At 66.7% G+C, this 20383-nt stretch carries 5 protein-coding genes; 3 read left to right on the top strand and 2 right to left on the bottom strand.

Annotated features, from left to right (window positions below; genetic code table 11):
- Positions 1 to 136: 136 nt before the first annotated feature.
- From AC07TU_RS15795 to AC07TU_RS15785, 3 genes are read left to right on the top strand one after another with little or no spacing between them, the layout of a single operon-like run.
- On the top strand, positions 137 to 1474 hold the full coding sequence (locus tag AC07TU_RS15795) for a serine hydrolase domain-containing protein (protein WP_495188869.1): 1338 nt from the start codon (positions 137 to 139) through the stop codon (positions 1472 to 1474).
- 10 nt (positions 1475 to 1484) lie between these two features.
- Positions 1485 to 1826, top strand: a complete 342-nt coding sequence (locus AC07TU_RS15790; protein WP_495188868.1) for an MmcQ/YjbR family DNA-binding protein — start codon at positions 1485 to 1487, stop codon at positions 1824 to 1826.
- 2 nt (positions 1827 to 1828) lie between these two features.
- A complete protein-coding gene (locus tag AC07TU_RS15785) occupies positions 1829 to 2689 on the top strand; it encodes a hypothetical protein (protein WP_495188867.1) in 861 nt (286 codons plus the stop codon).
- Between the two features lie 12 nt (positions 2690 to 2701).
- On the opposite strand, the gene AC07TU_RS15780 is transcribed toward AC07TU_RS15785, so the two are convergent.
- Both AC07TU_RS15780 and AC07TU_RS15775 read right to left on the bottom strand, forming a co-directional pair.
- Positions 2702 to 3517, bottom strand: a complete 816-nt coding sequence (locus AC07TU_RS15780) for a SapC family protein (RefSeq protein ID WP_495188866.1) — start codon at positions 3515 to 3517, stop codon at positions 2702 to 2704.
- A gap of 46 nt (positions 3518 to 3563) precedes the next feature.
- On the bottom strand, positions 3564 to 20372 hold the full coding sequence (locus AC07TU_RS15775; protein ID WP_495188865.1) for a YDG domain-containing protein: 16809 nt from the start codon (positions 20370 to 20372) through the stop codon (positions 3564 to 3566).
- Positions 20373 to 20383 lie beyond the last annotated feature (11 nt).

The following is a 20383-nucleotide window of genomic DNA, read 5'->3' as shown; positions in this document are numbered from 1 at the left end:
TCCGAGAATGACAGGACCCAGCCCCGCCGCCCCGTTCGCTCCCTCGCCCAAGCTTGACATGTCGCGCGTGAAAGCACGCCGTTTCCGTCAAGTTTGTGAGTCAACTTTGTCAGCTTGCCTGCTTGCGGTGCTCGCAATGGCGATGCCCGCCGTTGCCCAGCAGCAAGCGCCACGCGAACTCACCCCGCATCAGCGCGCCATCGCCGCGGGCTACAAGGCACTGACCCTGTGCGAGGGCCAGTTCGGCGGCGGCCGCACGCCCGAACAGGTCGCAGCGCTTGAGCTGACCGGCATCTATCCCGAATATGAAGCCCTGGTTGCCGAGCTTCCCGCCACCAGCAACGCGCAGGCCCGCAGCGTCAGCGTGCCCTTCGCGCCCGACATGCCGCCCCGGCTGGCCTATCGCGTTCCGAATTTCGGATGCGTGCTTGCGCCGATCGGCGGCAAGCGCGTGCTGCCCCCGGCACATCATGCCCATCCTTCGATCCCCCTCCCCGCCGATCCCCGCCCCTGGCCGGCGGGCGATGGCGGCATTGCCCCCAAGCCGTCGAAAGCGCTGGACGCGGCGGTTGTCGCCGCCTTCGATCCGGCGGTCTCGAAAGGCCGCACCACGGGCGTCGTCGTGCTACGTGACGGCAAGGTCATCGCCGAGCGCTATGCCGACGGCTTCGGGCCGCTGGTGCCCAACCGCACCTGGTCGGTCGCCAAGAGCATCGCCGGAACGCTGATCGGCATCGCCGTCGCCGACGGCAAGCTCGATCCCGCGAAGCCCGCGACGATCCCAGAATGGCGCCAATATGGCGATCCGCGCGCTGCGGTCACGCTCGATCAGCTGCTGCGCATGGCCTCCGGCCTGGGCAGCGACACCGCGGGCAACCGCACCGACGCGATCTATTTCGGCGGCACCAGCGTGACCGAACAGGCGGTGGCGTGGCCGTTGGTGGCGCCGCCGGGTACCAGTTTCCGCTATGCCAACAACGATACGATGATCGCCATCCGCGCACTGCGAGCGACGCTGGCGGACGACAATGCCTATCTTCATTTCCCCGGCGACCGGCTGTTCCGCCCGCTCGGCATGAACCACACGACCGCGGGCATCGACTGGCAGAATAATTTCGTCCTCTCATCGCAGGTCTGGTCCACCGCGCGCGATTTCGCGCGGCTCGGCGAGTTCTGGCGCAATGACGGCGTCTGGCAGGGCAAGCGCATCCTGCCCGAAGGCTGGATCAAGTACATGACCACGCCGAGCGGGCCCCAGCCCGCCACCGGCCCCGGCTATGGTGCAACCTTGTGGCTGTTCGGCCCGAAACAGGGGCTGCCCGAAGGCAGCTACGCCGCGCAGGGCAATCGCGGACAAACGATCTTCGTCATCCCCTCGGCACGGCTGGTCGTGGTCCGCCGCGGCGAGGATCAGGCAGGCAACGCCTTCGATGCGCCCCGCTTCGTCGCGGAGGTGCTGAAGGCGGTAGAGTGAGCAGCTGGCCATGAAAGACTGGGAAGAAGCCTGTGCCTGCGCCCTCTCGCTCCCCGATGTGGAGATGGCGTCCTGGTGGGGAACCCCCTGCCCCAAGGTCAACGGCAAGGGCTTCATGTCGCCCGGCCGCGAACCGGGCAGCTTCGCGCTCGCCGTGACCCAGCCCGAGAAGGAAATCCTGTTCGAGACCGATCCGGAGACCTTCTGGCAGACCGATCATTACCGCAACTATCCGATGCTGCTGGTCCGCTACGGCACCGGCGCACGCGACCGGATCGAGCTCTACATCCAGCGCGCCTGGTGGGACCGCGCCAAGCCCGCCCAGCGCAAGGCGTTCGGCGACCGCCCCTGACCATGGACGGGGCGCATTTCATCCGCTTCGCCGCGATCGACTGGTCGGGCGCGAAGGGCCGCAGCCATCCCGGCATCGCGCTGGCAATGTGCGAGGCGGGCGACGCGGCGCCCGAACTGGTCCAGCCGCCCGGCCGTTACTGGTCTCGCGAAAGGATCCGCGACTGGATCCTGGCGCGCGCCGCGGAACCGCTGCTGATCGGCTTCGACATGAGCTTGTGCGCGCCGATCCTCGACCGCGGCGCCTATCTCCCCGGCGAAAGCAGCGCGACCAACGCCCGCACCTTCTGGTCCTGGGTCGATGCGCAGAGTGACGACGAGGATCTGGGTGCCGCCTCTTTCCTGGAGGCCCGCCGCGGCCGCCATTTCTACCTTGGTGCCGCCGACGGTCCGAAGGCGGACTTCATCCACTTCCGCCGCTGCGAGCAGCACTTCAACGCCAGCGGCGGCGGCAAGGTGACCACTGTCTACGACGCGATCGGCGCGGCGCAGGTCGCCAAGGCCAGCTTTGCGGGGATGCGCCTGCTCCACGCGCTCGATGGCAAGCTCGCGATCTGGCCGTTCGACCCCGTGCCCGCCGCAGGCGCAGCGGTCGTCGAAATCTACACCGCCATCGCCGCGCGCGCCGCCGGGCTGCCCAAGGGCCGCTCCAAGCTGCGCGACGGCGCTGCGCTCGATGCGGCTCTCGCCGCACTGGGTTCGCGGCCGCATGCGACGCTGGCCCGATATGATGATCATTCGACCGACGCGATCCTCACCGCCGCATGGCTGCGCACCAATGCGCAGCGTGCCGATCTGTGGCGCCCGCCCGCGCTCACCCCTGCGATCGCGCGAGCCGAGGGATGGACCTTCGGCATCGCCTAGACGCGGAGCGGCTCAGTGCGTGACGCCGGTCGGGTTCCGCGCCTTCGACGCCCCCTTCCCGGCGGCGGCAGCCGGAGCCGCTGCGCTGCGGGACTGGATCTGGCGCGCAAAGATGTCGCGCATCAGCGGCAGCGACGCGAGATGGAAATAGATCAGCGGGAGTATGCCGCTCTCGGTCCATGCGCGCAGCACCGTCGCATCGAGCTCACGCAACCGCGCTTCGTCCACCATCCGGAATCCCCGATAGACAAAGGGCTTCGTCTCCCCCGGGATATGGATCGTGACCTCACCCTCGATCAGCAGCGCGCGCTCCTCAAGCTGCGCCACGAAGTGTTCGGTCTTCTGGCCGGAAATCTCGAACTGCTCGCAGAACTCGAGCGCCGCCTTGCAGGATTCGCTCGGGCCGTCGTCCTCGAACAGCGGCATGCCGTCGACAAACTCGCCCACCAGGTCGGTCGTCGGATCAAGACAGAGCGACAGATCGCCATTCTCTCCCGGCAACCGCGCCAGCAGGAACGGATAGCGCCGCACATAGGCGGGAATATAGACCTGATCCAGGAACGCGCCGTCGTCGCCGACAAACACATTGACCCCTTCGTTGAGCCCCATCAGCGCCAGCGGCACCGGGTTGGGGCCGGCCGCAAAGATGATCGGAAAATGCCGCTGCGCCTGCGCGAACTCATCCACGGTCAGCGGAATCGCGTGCTGGTTCGCCAGCCAGGCCGCCTTCTCCGTGGTCCGGCTGCGCCAGCCGCCATGCTCGTGGCTGTTGAGGGGCACCAGTTCCTTGTAGAACAAGGGCAGCTGCGGGGGCGGTACATTCGTCATAACTACCTCTCGAAAAACCGTTTCGTTGAAGTTCCGGGGGCTGGGTCTACTCATCGTCCACCGCGTCGCCTCTGAGGCCGGCGGACGGATCTTCGTAGAGCGAGAAGCCGGAAGACCCATTCCGCCGCTTGAGCGCATCGGTCGAATCCGCGCCCGATTGGGTGAAGCGGATCGTCAGGCTCCCGGGAACCAGGGTCAGCGTGTAGTTGGATGAGAGTGCGAGACTTCCCCGCCCGATCAGATAGGTACCGGCCTGCTCGCCCGGCACCCGCTCCAACGCGCCCGTGAACGTATCGCCGCCGACCAGCGAACCGCTGACGATGCGCCATGTAAATGCAGGATCGCGCTGCCCATAGCGCTTGGCGAAGTCGTCGGCGGCAACGGTCACAGACCGGCGGAGGATATCGGCGAGAACCGGGCTGGGGCTCAACGCGACCGCGTAGTTGCCGGCATCGGTGCCCGCGAGCGCCAGCCCGTTGACCGTTACCACCCGGCCCGTCCCTGCATTGGGATCGGCGAAGGCATAGCTTGCCGAGGCCGAAACATTGTCGCCTGCAAGCACGCCGTTGAGCATGATCCGGCCCGTGGTGGAGACGGTGCCGTCATATAGCCGGCTATCGGCTGCGGCTGTGGCCGTGATCGCACGCGCCAGGATGTCGGCGAAGGCCGTCGCAGTCGCATTGACCGTGTAGTTGCCTGCATCCGTGCCCGACAGGGCAATGCCGCTGGCAGTCACGGTCTTGCCGGCACCCGCATTCTTGTTCGCAAAGGCGAGGTTGCCGACTACCCCGACCTGGTCGCCCGCGACTACACCGTTCAGCGACAACGTGCCGGTGGCGGCTATCGTGCCGTCATAGATCCTGCCGTTCGCTGCCAGCGTCGCCGTGATCGCACGCGCAAGGATATCCGCAAGGCCGGTCGCGGTGGTGTTGACCGTGTAATTGCCCGCATCCGCTCCCGACAGCGTGATGCCGCTGGCGGTCACCGTCTTGCCGCGGCCCGCATTCTTGTCGCTGAAGGCATAGCCGCCGTTCGCACCGACTTCATCGCCCGCGATCACACCGTTCAGCGACAGCGCGCCCGTCGCGGCGGTCGTGCCGTCATAGGTCTTGCCGTTCGCCGACAGCGTCGCGGTAATCGCGCGCGCAAGAATGTCGGCAAACGCCGTCGCGGTCGCATTGACCGTATAGTTCCCCGCGTCCGCTCCCGACAGGGCGATGCCGCTGGCGGTCACGGCCTTGCCAGAAGCCGCGTTCTTGTCGGCAAAGGCAAGGCTGCCCGCAGCGCCGACCTGATCGCCGGCCAGCACCCCGTTCAGCGAAAGCGTACCCGTAGCGGCTGTCGTGCCGTCATAGATCTTGCCATTCGCCGCCAGCGTCGCCGTGATCGCACGCGCGAGGATGTCGGCGAACGCCGTCGCGCTCGCATTGACGGTGTAGTTGCCAGCGTCAGCTCCCGACAGCGTGATCCCGCTTGCCGTAACGGTCTTGCCCGTGCCGGCATTCTTGTCACCGAAAGCGTAGCTACCGCTCGCGCCGACCCGGTCGCCCTCAAGTACACCATTGAGCGACAGCGCACCCGTCGCAGCGGCCGTGCCGTCATAGGTCTTGCCGTTCGCCGTCAGCGTCGCGGTGATCACGCGCGCAAGGATGTCGGCGAGCGCCGTCGCACTCGCATTGACCGTGTAATTCCCCGCGTCAGTTCCCGACAGGGTGATGCCGCTGGCGGTCACCGTCTTGCCCGTTGCCGCGTTCTTGTCGGCAAAGGCGAGGTTGCCCGCGACACCGACCTGGTCGCCCCCCAGCACGCCGTTCAGCGAGAGCGTACCCGTCGCGGCCGTCGCGCCGTCATAGATCTTGCCGTTCGCCATCAGCGTCGCCGTGATCGCGCGCGGATCGATCCGGAGCGTACCGGTGCCGAACGCGAAGTCGTAGTTCATGTCCGAGGCCAGCGTGCCGAGGCTCGCGGCAATCGTGTAGGTCCCTGCATTACGGCTCGCGCCGGACAGGTCGGCGCTGCCCGACCAGGCATCGGCGGCGCTGTCGCCGTTGACCAGTCCGGTGATGCCGGCGCTGAGCACCGGTACCTGGCCGTTATAGGTAACCGTCAAGCCGTTCGGCAGCACCGTCAATACCGGGCGATAGCCATAGACGAAGCGGTTGCCCGCGCCCGGCGCAATCGCGAAGGCTCCGGTCGCGAAGTCATAGGCTGCACCATAATAGCTCCGGCCAGCCAGTCCGCCGAACGCGTTTGCCGGATCCGAGGCACCCGGATTACCGGCCGCTTGCGTATAGACAAGCCAGCGGCCGTTCACCGCGGTGAGCGCACCCCCGCCCGCCAGGTTGCGGAACAGGCCGTCCGACGCCAGCGTGATCGCATCACCCGCCGATGCCGATCGCACCGAGCCGGCTGCGCCGATGGTCATGCCGCCGCGCGCCCGGATCGTCACGCCGCCCACGCCGCCATCGACCCGTCCGTCGATCCCGAGTGCGGCCACGTTGTTGAACAGCAACCCGGCGGCGCTGAAGTCGCCGATCGATCCGATCCGATTATCCCCGTCAAGCCGCGCAAGACCCGCAATGTCGCCGACAAGGCGCTGAGCGCTGACGGTGCCGCCATTCTGGCTCAGTGCACCCGTCACTCGCAGGTCGAGCGTGCCGTCGCTGACATCGACCGCACCGTAGAGCGCGAGATCCTGCAGATTGTGGAGCACGAAATCGCCGCTGGAGACGCTGATCGCGCCGAGACTGCCGATCCGCGATCCGCCGCCGTCGGTCGCCAGATCGACATCGCCGCCCGCGGTCAGCGCGAGCGTGTCGGCGAAGATGCCGGCATCGGCGCCGGTGGCGGTGATCCCGCCCGCCGCCGCGAGCGTCACGTCGCCGCCGGCGATCCTGCGGAAGGTCAGGCTGCCACCGCTCGAGCCGATGCCGACGACGAAGCGTCCGCTGACGGCTCCGGTCGAGACGTTACCCTGCCCCGCGATGTTGATGTGACCCGCGCTGGTCTCGATATCGCCGACCGAAAGCGTACCGGTCGGCCCGCTGACCGCGAGCATCCCGACCGTCCGGATGTTGCCGATCGTCAGATCGCCGTTGCGAACGGTGAGCTCCAGCGTACCGCCGTCGATGCCGGTGAACGCGGCCGAACGATCGAGGTTGATCGTGATCGCGCCATCCGCCTGCACGCCGCCACCGGTCAGCCCGCTGCCCGCACTGGTGAATGCATTGCTGCTGCCGATCGAAGCCGCGCCGGCCGCGCCGAACACCAGATCGCCGCCAGCACTGAGGGCGAAGGAATTGACGCCCGTTCCGCTCAGTTCCGCGCTGCCAAGCGCAAGGCTACCCGTGGCGCGCACATCGATCGCATTGTTCGCCCGGATGCCGGCAAGAGCGACACCGGCATTGCTGTCGATATCGACACCCCCCTGATCCGAACCGAGCATGCCGGCTTCGACTCCGGCGGCCGAAAGGCTGAGGTTACCCAGTGTCGCAATGTCCCCGCCGCGGATCGCGCCGCCGTTCGCCCGAAGCGTGGCGCTGCCGCCGAAGCCGAGATCGAGCGTCGAATAGACGAAGTCGCCCGCCGTGTCGGTCGCGAGCAAATTACCCGTGCGCGTACCGGTCATGGCCAGCGCATTGCCGAGGAAACCGGTCCCGGTAAGCGTATAGTTCCGCCCGATCGTCACTGCGCCGACGATATCGACCCCGCCCGCGGAGGCATTGAGCATGACGTCGCGGCCGGTCACATCGCCGAGCCGGATAGCGCGGGCGCTCACATCGACATCGCGATCGGCGCGCAATACGAGGGCGCCGGTGACGTTACCGGCCGAGCTGACCCGGATGTCGCCCGCAGCGACCAGCGTTCCCCCCGCGGCAAGATCGCCTGCGGTGTCGGTAATCATCACATTGTTGAGCTTGGTGGCCCCGCCGCCGAAGACAGGCGCCAACGCATTGCCGGCGAAGTCACGCGCCGTCAGTATGTAGTCGCCACCACTGCTGATCGGGTTCATCAGGGTGAGCGTCCCTCCGGGCAGCGTCACGGCGATATTGCGGGCCGCAAGACTGCCGATGCCGAGATCGCCGGTCGCGACATGGACATTGGCATCACCGCTGATCGCGGCGGCGATGGTGTCGAACACCCCTGTCGCCGACTGGAGATTGACGTTCACGCTGCCGTTCAGCGAGATCAGCGTCGCCCCGCCCGACCCGCAGGCACAGCCGCTGAGGCTGCCACCGGTCAGCAGCAGATTGTCGCTGGCGATCAGCGCTACCGTATCGGCGCCCAGCGTGACGTTGCCGAATGCGACCAGCGCGAAGCCATCGGATGCGGTGATCGCACGCACGGTGGCGTTGCCGCCCGCCTGAAGCTGTCCGCCATTGGCGGTGACGCTGCGCAGATCGAGGTTGGTATGGGCGTTGAAGATCGCATCGCCGCCGGTCGAATGCACGCTGCCGGCCTCGATCGCGCCAGCCGTGCTGCGCACGTCGATATCGCCGCCCGAGGTGATCGCGCCCGCGCGAACCTCACCTCCGGCCAATTCGACATAGTCGGCGCCATTGACGCCGGCGGTGCGCGTATCGAGCAGACCACCGGCGGTCAGATAGGTCCCGAACCCGCTCGCGCTGCTCAACACGGTCAGGTCACCATAGGCATAGAGATCGAGCCTGCTGCCGGTGGCCAGGGCATTGCCGATGACGAGCGAACCGTCCTCGACATTGACCCGCCCACTCTCGGTCAGCGCGGTAAGCTGGCCGATCGCGAGGTCGCCGGTCGCGATGTTCACTTCGACCCGGCGACCGCTGATGCTGTCGAGCTTCGCCGAGCGCTGGAGATTGATCGCGACCCCGGCGCCACCGGTGACGGTCGCCGTGCCGGTCGAACCGGCGGCGCGCTCGAACCAGCGGTCGGTGCCGATGCCCGACATCGCATCGTCCTCACCCAGCGTCGCATTGCCGCCCGCACTGATCGTCAGGTCGCCGGTCGCGCCGTTGAGGTTGGCCTGGCGCAGCGTCGCATTGCCTGAAGCCGAGACCGCGATGTTGCGCGCGCCGATGGCATAGCCGATCACAGCATCGCCATTCACGGCATCGACGGTGATGTCGCCTGCGGCATCGAGTATCCCGGCAACGAAGACCGAGCTCCCGGTGAGGCTGAGACCGCCCGCCATGGCATCGGCGGTGAAGAGGTTGAGCGCCGCAACGCTATTCACGGTGATCCCGGTCGCCGCCGAAATCCCATAGAGATCGAGCACCCCTGCGGAAATCGAGACCGCTCCGTCGAGCGAACGGACGCTGCCGTTCCGCACCGTGCCATCGGCCGTGAAGTCGATGCCGCCGCCGAACTCCGCCGTCTGGCCCTGAAGATCGACATCACCCGTGCTGGTCAGCGTCCAGCTGCCCGCACGCGTGCCGATCGGCAGCAGGACGCTGCGGTAGAAAGCCGGGCCGTCGAGCGTGTAGTCGCCCGCCACATCGACGCGATCCGCGCCGATGCCGCCTGTGGTCGCGCTCAGGCTGACATTCGTGCCCGAAACGTTGACGAGGTTCAGGCCGTCAGAGCCATGGGCGCTGACATCGCCAGTCGCCGCGATCGAGACGCCATGGTTCATCGTCGCGAGATTGAGCGTCGCATTGCCCGCACGCGCGCCCAGCCGCACGGTCGCACCCGTCTCGACATAGAGCCGGTTCGCGCCGGTCAGGCTCGCCCGGCTGATCACCCCGAGCGTGGCGTTGTTGCCCAGGATATCGACATTATAGCCGTCTCCGGCAGCGTCTGTACCGCCCGCGAGGTGGAGGAGTTCCGCCACCTTCGCGTCGCCCGCCGCATCGATCAGGATGTCGTCGCGGCCGACGACGGTTGCCAGATCGATCGAGCCGCCGCTCGTCACCCGCACGCCCTTTTGCGAGTCGATACCGCCGGTGCCGCCGACATTCCCCGCGACATCGAAATCCATGTTGCCGAAGCTGGACGTCACGCCGTTCAGCGTCAGGTCGCCAGCGGTCAGGCGCAGCGTCAGGTCGCCATGATCCGAACGAAGGCTGTTGATCGACAGCGAGCGGCCATTGACGAAGCGCACGTCGCCGGAGCCGCCGCTATTGGTTGCGGCGAGTGCATCGACCTGATTGACGCTGCCAAGGTCGATGCCGTGGCTTGCCGCAATCGCAAGCGAGGGTGCGGTGATCGTCCCGCCGCTCTGCGTCAGCCGGCCATTCACCGTCAGCCCCAGAGCATTGCTCGTCGCGATCGTGCCCGCGAGATCGAGATCGCCCGCGGTCGCCAGGGTCAGCTGACCGACATCCACCGTACCGAGCGCATCGATCCGGTTGCCCACGGCATTGGCGAGCAGGACATTGCCGGTCGTCGTCAGGTTGAGCAGCGCCGCTTCGACCCCGCCCGTCTGGCTGATGGCGCCGCCCGCGTTCAGCGTCACCGTCTGCCCCGCCGCCACGATCGAAGCGATCGCGATGGCGCCGCCGTCGGTATAGGCGATGCCACCCGCACCGAGGTTGGTCAGGCTCAACTGCACCCCGGCTACATTGCCGCTGCGCGTCAGCGTGATCCCGTCGCGCGCCATGACCGTCAGGCCGCCGGTTGTCAGATCGCCGGTCTGCGTCACCGCACCGGCATCCGAAGTCACGGTCAACCGTCCCGGCGTCGTGATCGCGCCCAGGCTGACACTGCCCGTATTGCGGAACCCGATGTCGCCGTTGCCGCTCATCCCTGCAAAGGCGCTCACGGCGTTCGCCTGCTGCAGAAGGATGCGATCAGCTGCGGAAACGTCGAGCGCGGCTGCGGTGATCGCTCCGCCATTCTGCTCGATCACGCCGGTTTGGGCGACCAGCGTGACGGTGCCGCCTGCGCCGATGGCGTCGGTGAGCAACAGGTCGCCCAGCCCGGTAAAGGCAATGTCGCCCGTCGCGGTGAGTACGCCGAGATTTGCGACGGCGTTGCCGATGGTCAGCGTGATGCTGCCGCCCGCACGCGCGTTGAGCCGGTTCGCGGTGACCCCGCCGCTTTGCGTGATGCTGCCATTGTCGGAGGTGAGGTCGAACGTCCCGGTCGCGAAGCCGAGGTCGAGCGTGAAATCGCCGAGCGCACGGAAGGTTACGTCGCCGCTATTGGAAACGAGCCGGACCGTTCCGGCCGCCGCGATCTGGTTGGCGCGGTTCAACAGGATCGACCCGGCGGCGCTGGCATTGATCGAACCGGCATCGATGCTGCCGGCGCTCTGGGTTATCCCGCCGTTCAGCGACTGGAGAACGATTTCGTCGCCCGACACGTTGCCGGCCAGCGCGAAACCGCCGTCATTGGTGAAGCCGGCAACCCCCGACCCCGAGGCATAGTCGCCCAGCTCGATCACGCGGTTCGCATGGTTGAAGTTGAGCGCGCCGCCCGCACTGGCGTTGAGCCGGTTGGCGGTGATGACGCCGCCGGTGAACAGCATCTGGAGCAATGAGCCGCTGTCGGTGCTGAGCGTCACCGTATCGCCGGTGACGTCGCCCCACAGCATCAGCGCGCCGGCATTGCGGTAGAGCAGATTGCCGCCCGCAGCCATGTCGCGCAGGTTGGCCACGCTGTTGGCGCCGTCCAGCGCGATCGCGCCGTTCGCCTGCACAGTGAGCCCCAACGCAGCGATCGTGCCCGAGGTCTGGCTGATCGAACCCGTGTTCGACCGCAACGTGACCTCCTGCCCCGTCGCGGCGATATCGCCGTCCAGCGCCAGATCGCCGGTGTTGCGGAAGACGACCGCGCCGCCCCCGGTCAGGCCGCCGAGCGTATCGACTAGGTTCGCCTCGTTAAGCGCGATCCCGCCATTCGCCGCGCTGACCGACAACCGGCTCGCACCGATCCGCGTCGATACCGCCTGGCCGATCGACCCCTGAAGCGAGGTGAGCGTCGCTGCGCCCGGCGTGTCGACCATGCCGAGAACGAAGCTGTCGTTATTGCGGAAGGCAATGTCCCCGCCCGCGTCGAGCGCAACCGTCCCGGTCGCCGCAATCCGGTTCACCGCGTCAAGCGAGAGCGCACCTGAAGCGAGCGCGCGCAGGCCGGTGGCCTGGATCAGACCGGAGCTCTGATTGATCGATGCTGCATCCAGAAGCACCTCGCCGCCTGCAGTGATTGCGTCGGTAAGTTCGAGCGCACGGGCGCTGACGATACCGATCCCATCGGTGAAGGACGTGACCTCGCCCAGCGCCGCAATCTGGTTGCTTCGCCCAAGGTCGATCGCGCCGTAGGCGCTCCCGCGGAACAGGTCCGCGGTGATGATCCCGCCGGTCTGGGTGATCGAGCCGCCGGTCGGGGTGAACACGTTCGGCGATGCGTTCGAACGCAGCAGGACGTTGCGCGCGGTAATGTCGCCGGCCAGCTCAAGCGCCCGATCGGTCACGATCTCGACGTCCGCTCCGGGACCCGCCGACAGTCCGTCGATCCGCTTGATCGCGCCCGCGAGGGTGACGCCGTCGCGCCCATAGGCGGTGAGCCCGACCATATCGACGAGCGCACCCCCGGTCCGGCTGATCGCGCCTTCCTCGCTGCGCAGCACGGCGTTGCCACTGGGCGACAGCACCCGGTCGATGACGAGATTGCCGAGATTGGTGAACGCGATGTTCCGGCCCGACAGGCTGACATTTCCGGCGACGTTATTGGTCGCGCTGAGATCCATGTCCCCGACCGAGAAGACGGTGAGCGTCTCGGCAGTGATGTTGCCGCCGCTGATGCCCCAGGTGTAGTTGTTGACCGACACGGTCTGGCCGGCCGCATCGATCCGGTCGACCGTCAGCAGCCCGCCCCAGCCGCTGCCACCGGTATGGATCGACACCAGTCCGCGGCTCACCACATCGAGCCGCGCGATCTGGTTGTCGTTATTGTACAGCTCGACGCCATTGAACGCATTGAGGATCAGCGAACCGGCGACGAGGCCGCCGCTGGACTGTTGCGTGATCTTGCCGATGTTCGAGATCAGCTCGACCGTGCCGGTGGGCGAATTGATCGCGTTGATCGCGATGTTACCGGTGTTGCGGAAGCGGATGTCGTTGCCGCTGGCGTCGAGGCTGACCGCGCCGACGCGATTGTGGTTGAGCAGGCGGATTCCGCCCGTGGTCGCGGTCCCGGCGGTCGCCTCCAGCAGGTCGGTGACGATGACGGTGTTGCCGATCTGGGTCAGGCCGCCGCCGGTGTTGAACGTCACCCGATCGTCGGCGGCGATGCGCCCGTCGAGCTCGAGCGCGCCGGCGGTGCGCAGGCTGAACACGCCGCCCGCGGTGACGTCGTAGACCGTGTCGAGCGTGTTGAGCTGCTCAAGGATGATGTCGCTCGCGGCGATCGCGTCGAACCGCCCGGCGCTGAACGCCGCGGTCTGGATAATGCCGCCAGTGTCCGAGGTGAGCGAGAGCAGGCCCGGCGTGCTGGTCGCGCCGAGCAGGATCGAGTTGACCGAGCGGAAGGTGATGTCGTCATTGGCCGTGAAGCGGCTGGCGGTGGTCGAACCGATATCGTTCGCGCCGATCAGCGCGATCCCGGTCGCAGTGACGTCGAGATGGCTGGCGGTGACCGTACCCGAATATTGGCCGAGATAGCCCGTGATGCCGAACGTCACGCCGGTGCCCGCGCGGATATCGCCGTCCAGCCCAAGGGTCTGGGCGCTGTTGAAGCGGATCGATCCGCCGGCGGTCAGATTGCCGAGCAGATCTGTGTAGTTCTGCGCGGCTAGATTGATGTTGGTCGCCGCGCTGACGTTGAGCTTGCGGGTCCAGATCGAAATCGAGGGAAGAACAGTCTGGCTCACCGAACCGGTGTCCGAGGTGAGGTTGACGATCCCGTTCTGCGCCGTGATCGCCCGAACCAGCAGATTGCCCGAGTTGCGCAGCGTGATCGTGCGGCCGGCCCCCGCCTGGGCGTTATAGGTGTCGATCGAATTGGTGCGGTCGAGCGTGATATCGCCGCCCGCGGTCAGAAATGTACTAGAGGTCTGGTGGATGACCCCGCCCGACTGCGTGATCGATCCGCTGCCGTTCGCGGTCAGGGTCAGCGTGCCGCCGGTGGTGGAAATAGTGCCGCCGATGTCGATCCCGCCATCCGCTACGATCGAGATATTGCCGACGGTTAGAAGATCTCCGACGGTATTGATCCCGCCGGAGTTGCGGATGGTGAGGTTGCCGTTGGTGGCGGTGAGGTTACCGAGGTTGCTGATCCGGTTCGTCGCCATGTCGAAGCGGATACTCTCCGCCAGCGCGTCGAGTGTGCCGATCTCGATTGCTCCGCTCTGGGTCAGCGCGTTGGCGCTGACGATCGCACGGTCGGGGGTTCGCAGCGCGAGCAGCTCCATCGCGCCCTGACTGGTGTAACGGATGTTCCCTGCCGCGGAGATCAGGCTGACCTTGGGCGTGATGTTGCCGGGCAGGTTGATGTCGATGCCGGTCGCCGCGTTGACGTAGAGCGCGTCCGCGCGGACGTGGCCGATCGAACCGAGCTCAGTCCCGATAGAGCCGTTGGTCGATGTCAGCGTCATCGTGCCGCCCGCTTCGAGCGTGTGCCCGACCACGAACGCATCCTGCGCGCGCAGCCTGACGTCGCCGCCCACGCTCAGCACCTCGACGTTGATGAACGTGTTCGCACTGCCATCGAGGGTCAGGTTGCCGCCCGTGGTCACCCGAAGCTTGTCCGCGACGATCCTGCCGCCGGTCTGAACGATATCGCCCGTGCCCCCCGCGGAGAGGATGAGTCGTTCACCCGTGATGATCGACCCGCGAATGTCGCCGGTGATGTTGAAGCCGTCGATGTCCCTGAAGGTGATCGTGCCGGACGTGTTGGCGAGTCCCCCGACATTGGTGATCACATTGTTCCGGCCGAGGGAGATTTCCCTGCGCGCCTCGGCGAACAGCGTGTTCGCGGTGAGTATCCCGGTCTGGCCGATCGTGCCGGTATCGGAAATCAGGCGGATCGTGCCGCTTGTCGTGATCGCGGGCAGCGTCAGGTTCCCGACATTGCGCACCGTGATGTCGCCGGCCCCGTTGGAGAACGAGAAGGTCGTCGCGCCGAAATTATTCGCCTGGTCGAGATAGAGGCCGGTGCCAGCGTTGACCGTCAGGGTCGAATAGGCGCCGAGCGCCGCGCTTTGCGTCAGTGCCCCACCGACGTCGAAGCGGACCGCCTGTCCTGTCGCGGTGACGGTATCGGCGATGTCGAGGTTGCCGGTCGTCTTGACCCGGATCCCGCCGGTGCCGCTGTTACTCAGCGTACCGGTCCGGACGAAGCTATTGTTCTGGTCGAGCGTGATCCCGGTCGCGGCGCTGGCGTTGAGCCGCTCCGCCGTGATCGTGGTGAGCGCACTCTGCGTGATCGATCCGCTGTCCGAAGTCACCGTCACCGCCCCGGTCAGCGCAGAGACGTCCGAAAGAACGATATTGCCCTGATTGCGGAAGGCGATGTCGCCGAAGGTCGTGCTCAGCCCATGCAGCGCGCCGACGGTGTTGGCGCTGCCAAAGTTGAGGCCATTCTGCGCGCTGGCGGTCAGATCCAATGCGCTGATCACGCCACCCGTCTGGCTGATCGCGCCGAAGGTGGACCTGAGCGTAACCGAGTTCGCCAGGATATCGCCGGTGAGCGAGAGGCTGCCATGATTGGTGACGCTGACCGTGGTGCCCGCGATGAGCGTCCCCAGGCCGGCGAGCAGGTTCGCATTCGTCAGCTCGATCAGGGTCCCGGCGCTGGCGTTCAGCCGGTTCGCGCGGAGGGTGGTGCCGCTATTCTGGGTGACCGATCCGCTGTCGGAGATCAGCGTCAGCGTGCCGGGCGCATTGATCGCGGGCACCGCGATACTGCCCAAGTTGCGGAAGCTGATATCGCCGTTCGTCGTCGACAGGCCGGTGATCGTGCCGATGTTGTTCGTTCGGCCGAGATCGATCCCGGTGGCGGCGCTGACGTCGATCACGCCCGCGGTGATCGAGCCGCCGGTCTGGCTGATCGCGCCGCCCGACTGGAGGGCGAGCGCGCCCGTGCCGGTGTTGACGGTGCCGGTGAGGGCAAGGTCCGTAAAGCTGTTGAGGAACGTCTCGCCCGTGGCGGTGACATTGCCGAGCGCCCTGATGGCGCCGGCAAGCGAGATCGTTCCGCCCGACGAGATGCTGAGGCGTTCGACGTTGACGTTCCCGGCGAGGCCGGAAGAGATGGTGCCGATATTGCCCCCGCTCGTCAGCGAGGCATTGACGGCGCTGACATAGCCGACCGCGACATCCCCGGCCGAAACCAGCGTGATGTTGCCGGTGCCGACGTTGAACCAGCCGGTGGGGCCATTGTCCCAGGTCCGCAGCTGCAGGATGTTGCCCAGCCGGTTGGTCGCGCTGGTCAGCGAGATGTTGGTGCCCCAGAATGCGAGCTGGCCGCCCTGGTTCTCGATGCGGCCGCTGCTCTGGGTGATGTCCCCGCCCGCCAGCAGATCGATATAGTTGGTGATTACGTCGCCCCGGAAATCGACGGCGCCGATCGTGCTCAGCCCGAGCTGAACGTTGATGTTGCCGATCGCGTCGATCGCGTTCCCGGTGCCGTTGACGCCGCGCAGGGAATAGTAGCGGCCGCCGTTGATGTTGAGCGTACCCGCCGTGATGGTGCTGCCGGTATTCGCCTGGTAGATATCGACGGTCGAGTCCAGCGAGCCGAGCGTCAGCGACTGGCCAGCGGCGGTGATATTGCCGACGATGCTGTACCCGTTCGAATCCGTATAGGCGATGCCGCCCGACGCGCTGTTGCTGAGTGTTCCGAGCTGCGAGATATTGTTGCCCGCCTGGGTCAGCGTAATGCCCGTGCGGGCAGCGGCATCAAGCCGCCGCGCAACAATCGCCCCGCCGGTCTGGCTGAGGCTGGCGTTCTGAACCGCAAGGTTCACGGTCTGTCCGGCGGCGGTGACGTTGCCGGCGAGGACCATGTTGACGCCGCGGCTGGCGATATCGATCCCGCCCGTGCCGCTGTTGCTGAGCCCCAGGATCGTGCGGATGCCGTTCCAGTCATTGTTGAGCGAGATGCCGTCGACCGCCGAGACGGTGAGCTGGTTCGCCTGAACGCCGTCGATGAAGCCGCTCGCCTGGGTGATCGCGCCGGCATCGCTGGCCAGCGTCACGCGGTTGCCGATCACCGCATAGGTGACGCGGAAGCCGTCGGTGTCGCGGAACAGCACGTCGCCGCTGCCGGACGCGGCAAGGACGTAGAGATTGTCGACATCGTTCGCGCCGCCGAGCAGGACCGATCCGGTGGTCATCGTCTGGTAGAGCTGGGCGTCGAGCGTGGTCGCCTTGATCCGGCCGCCGGTCTGGTTGATCCCGGTGCGGGCATAGAGCGCCAGCGTTCCGCCGACATCGATATCGCCGGTCAGCGTGTAGCCGCCGCTCGCCCGGACCGTGGCGTTGGGACCCGCGCTCAGCCCGCGAATCTCGGAGATGAGGTTGTTGGCGTGGTTGAACGTGACGCCGCCGTTCGCGGCGTAGGCGGTCAGTGCCGAAGCGTTGATCGCATCGGTCGAGGTGATCGAGCCATTGTCCGAGGTGAGCGAAAGGACGCCGCCATTTGTGTAGCCGCCGATCACGGTCAAATCGATCGCACCTGCATTGCGCAGCGTGAGGTCGCCGGTCGCGACGATACGGGTGTCGTTGCTGACCAGATTGTTGGCGCCGCCCAGCAGCACGTTGGCGCCGCTGAAATAGGCCGCGTTGGAATCGACGCGACCAGTGCCGCTCTGAACCAGATCGCCTGAGCCGCGCAGGCTGACATAATGGCCCGAGATGGCGCCCGCCGTCTGAGAGATGCCGCCGCCATTCGCCCGCAGGTCGATCGAGCGGAGGCCCGGCTTGTTCGTCATGACGTCGCCCGCAACAGTGAAACCGCCATTGTTGGTGACGAGGACGTCGCCATAGGCAGCCACCAGCCGGGTAAAGCTGTTCACATCGACGCTGTTGGTCAGGTTGATATGACCGGCTTCAACCGACAGGCTGTCGACGGTGATCCCGTTCGACGAAAGGTCGCCGCCCGCGGTAACAACCGCATTCCCCGTGGTGTTGAGCGCGACCGAGACTGCTCCGGTCGCATTGAGCGCCAGGCGCCCGCCGCCGGTGGAAATGGCCTCCACGTCGCTGAAGCTGTTGGCGGCCGTCAGGCTGATGTCGCCAGCCGCGGTCGCGCTGAGCGTTCCCATGCCGATGAAGTTGCCGCCGGTCTGGGTGATGCTTCCGGTACCGGCGACCAGCGTCAGTTTGCGGCCGTTCGCCGCGAGCGCGCCGCTCAGCGTCAGGCTGTCGTCGGCTCTAACGGTCGCGTCGGCGTTGCTCACCCCGAGCTCGAGCAAGTTGGTGCTACCCGCGACGTTGACCGTGCCGCCGCCGATCAGGCCGAGATAGAGCTGTGGCGTCGAGAATTTGCCGCTGCCCGACACCGCGCCGCCGGCGGTGAAGAGCACGCGGCTCGCCGAGCTGATCGTGCCGTCGATCGCGAGCGGGTTGTTCGCGCCCACGCGCAGCCGCACCTCGCCCGCGCTGCTGCCGATATTGCCAAGCCGCGCGATGCTGTTGTTGACCGACGTGCCGATATCGATGTCGCCGGTCGCACTGGCGGAGAAGGAATTGGCGGTGAAGGCGATGCTGCCCTGCTGGATCGAGCCGCTGTCGACGATCAGGTTGAGCGCGCCGATCGCCACGCTGCTCCCGTCGAAGAACATGTTATAGGCCGAGCGATAGGTAACGTCGCTGCCCGCCCCCCAGGCGAGAACCGCGGTTTCAAAACCCGCAATCCGGTTGGAACCCGCGAGGATCAGGTCGTCCCCCGCCCGAACCGAGTTCGCGCCGGTGCCGGTCCCCACCAGCTGGGCGGCGCTGTTCTGCGTGATCGAGCCCGCCGCCTGGAGATAAAGCTGCCGGCCGGCGATCGTGCCCGCGGTCTGGTTGATCGCGCCGGCGTTCGAGCGCAGCGACACGTCGGCGCTGCTCGCCACGCTGATATTGCCGCCGATGTTGATCGTGGAATCGGTGTTGATGCTGACGCCGCTGCCGGTCGAGGTCAGGTAGCTGTAGCTGCCGACCTCGAGCACGCTCTGGTTGAGATCGATATAGTTCCCCGCGCGGATTCCGAGCGTGCCCGCATGGATCGAGGCACCGGCAATCGCCGCGCCGCCCGCATCGACCGTCGCAGCGCCCAGCGTATCGAAGCCGAAGGTCAGGCTTCCCGCCGACTTGACGCTGATATTGCCGCTGACGGAGGTACCGTAGAAGCCATCGATCTGGTTGGTCTGACCCCCGAAATCGATATTGCCGGCAGCCGTCGCGCGGACGGTGCCGCCATAGTAGATCGCGTCGCCCGACTGGAGGATGTTGCCCGTAGCGGCGTTCAGCCTGAGCACATGATTGTTGAGCCGCATGCCGCCGGTCATCGAGATGCCGCCGCTCGCGTTGATCGTCATGTCGCCGCTGGCATTCGAATAATCGATGTTGGCGTTGCCCGCGACGTTGAGCGTGCCCGCGGCGTCGAACGAAAGGCTGCCCGCGGTGATCAGGCCCGCGCCGGTGATCAGGCCGGTGCTGCTCAGGCCGACGGCGCCCGGCGTGGTGATCGGACCGGCGATCTCGTAAGTGTCGCCGGCGAAGCTGATATAGCCGCTGGTGCTGGTCAGGCTGGTGAGCTTGGCGACCGAATTCGGCGCGCCGCTGGCCCCCGCGCCAAGCTCCACATTGCCGGCCGCGGAAGCCGACAGTGTGTTGGCGGTGATCTTGGGGCCATTCTGATGGATATTGCCGGTCTCGGCGATGAGCCGGATGCTCCCGCCCGCCGCATTCTGGCTTCCGTTGAGCAGCACATAGCCGCTCGAGACCAGATCGATCGCGCTGGCGGTGAGGTCGCCGGCCGACAGATTGCCGGTGCCCGAACCGGCCACGGCGCTCGCCGCGACGGCACCGTTCACGATGTTGCGGTTGGTGGTGAGGACGATCGCGCCGGTCTCGTCGGTGGCAACGGTGGTCGCAGTGATCGCGCCCGGGGCGACGAGCTGGCTCATCAGCCCGGTCTGCGACACCACGCTCACGAACACCCGGTTACCGCTGGTATCACCCTGCAGATAGGCGGTGCCGCCATAGCCGCCCGCGCCTGCCGATACCTCGAAGCTCAGCAGGTCGAGGTCGTTGGTCGAGGTCGGACGGAAGCTCACCTTGTAGCCCGATGCCGAGCCATAGAGAACATTGCCGCCGTCGCTGGCGGTCATGGTCGATCCGGCTTCGGTATTGACGATCGGCGAGACCAGCGCGAGCGCGCCGCCCCGCGTGTTGATCTGCGCGCCGGTGCGCACGTCGATCCGCGCGCCGTCCATCGCGTTCGAGAAGTTGAAGCTGGTCGATGCTCCATCGAGAAAGCCGCCCGCGCTGCTGTCGTCGGCGCGGTCCAGCGCGGCGGTGGTGACGAGCAGGCCGCCCGTATTGATCCGGGCATTCGCGCCAATCACCACGCCATTGGCGTTGTAGATCCAGATATTGCCGCCGGCCGGACCGCCCGCCCCGATCTTGCCGTTAAGGTTGCCGTTGATCGTGCTGCCCGCGCCGCTCACCCGGTTGAGCACGATGTCGCTTCGGTTGGCGAAGATGAAGTTTGCGGTATCGCCATTGTTGATGTCGAACCGGTCCCAGTCGATCACCGTGCGCGATCCGCCCAGCGTCACATTGGTGGTGTTGGGCGTCGACTGGTCGATCACCGGCGCGCCGCCATTGCTCTGCGCGGGGGTGCCGCCCTGGACGAGCTGCGCGTGCGCGGGCGCGGCCCAGACCGCAGCGAGCGCGAGCGCTCCCAAAGCCGAGGTGGTGAACAGGCTGCTGCGGCGGGCGGACATGATGGTTTCCT

This window comes from Sphingomonas sp. GW821-FHT03E12, assembly GCF_059420685.1.
This window is presented reverse-complemented; position numbering and strand designations above follow the sequence as displayed.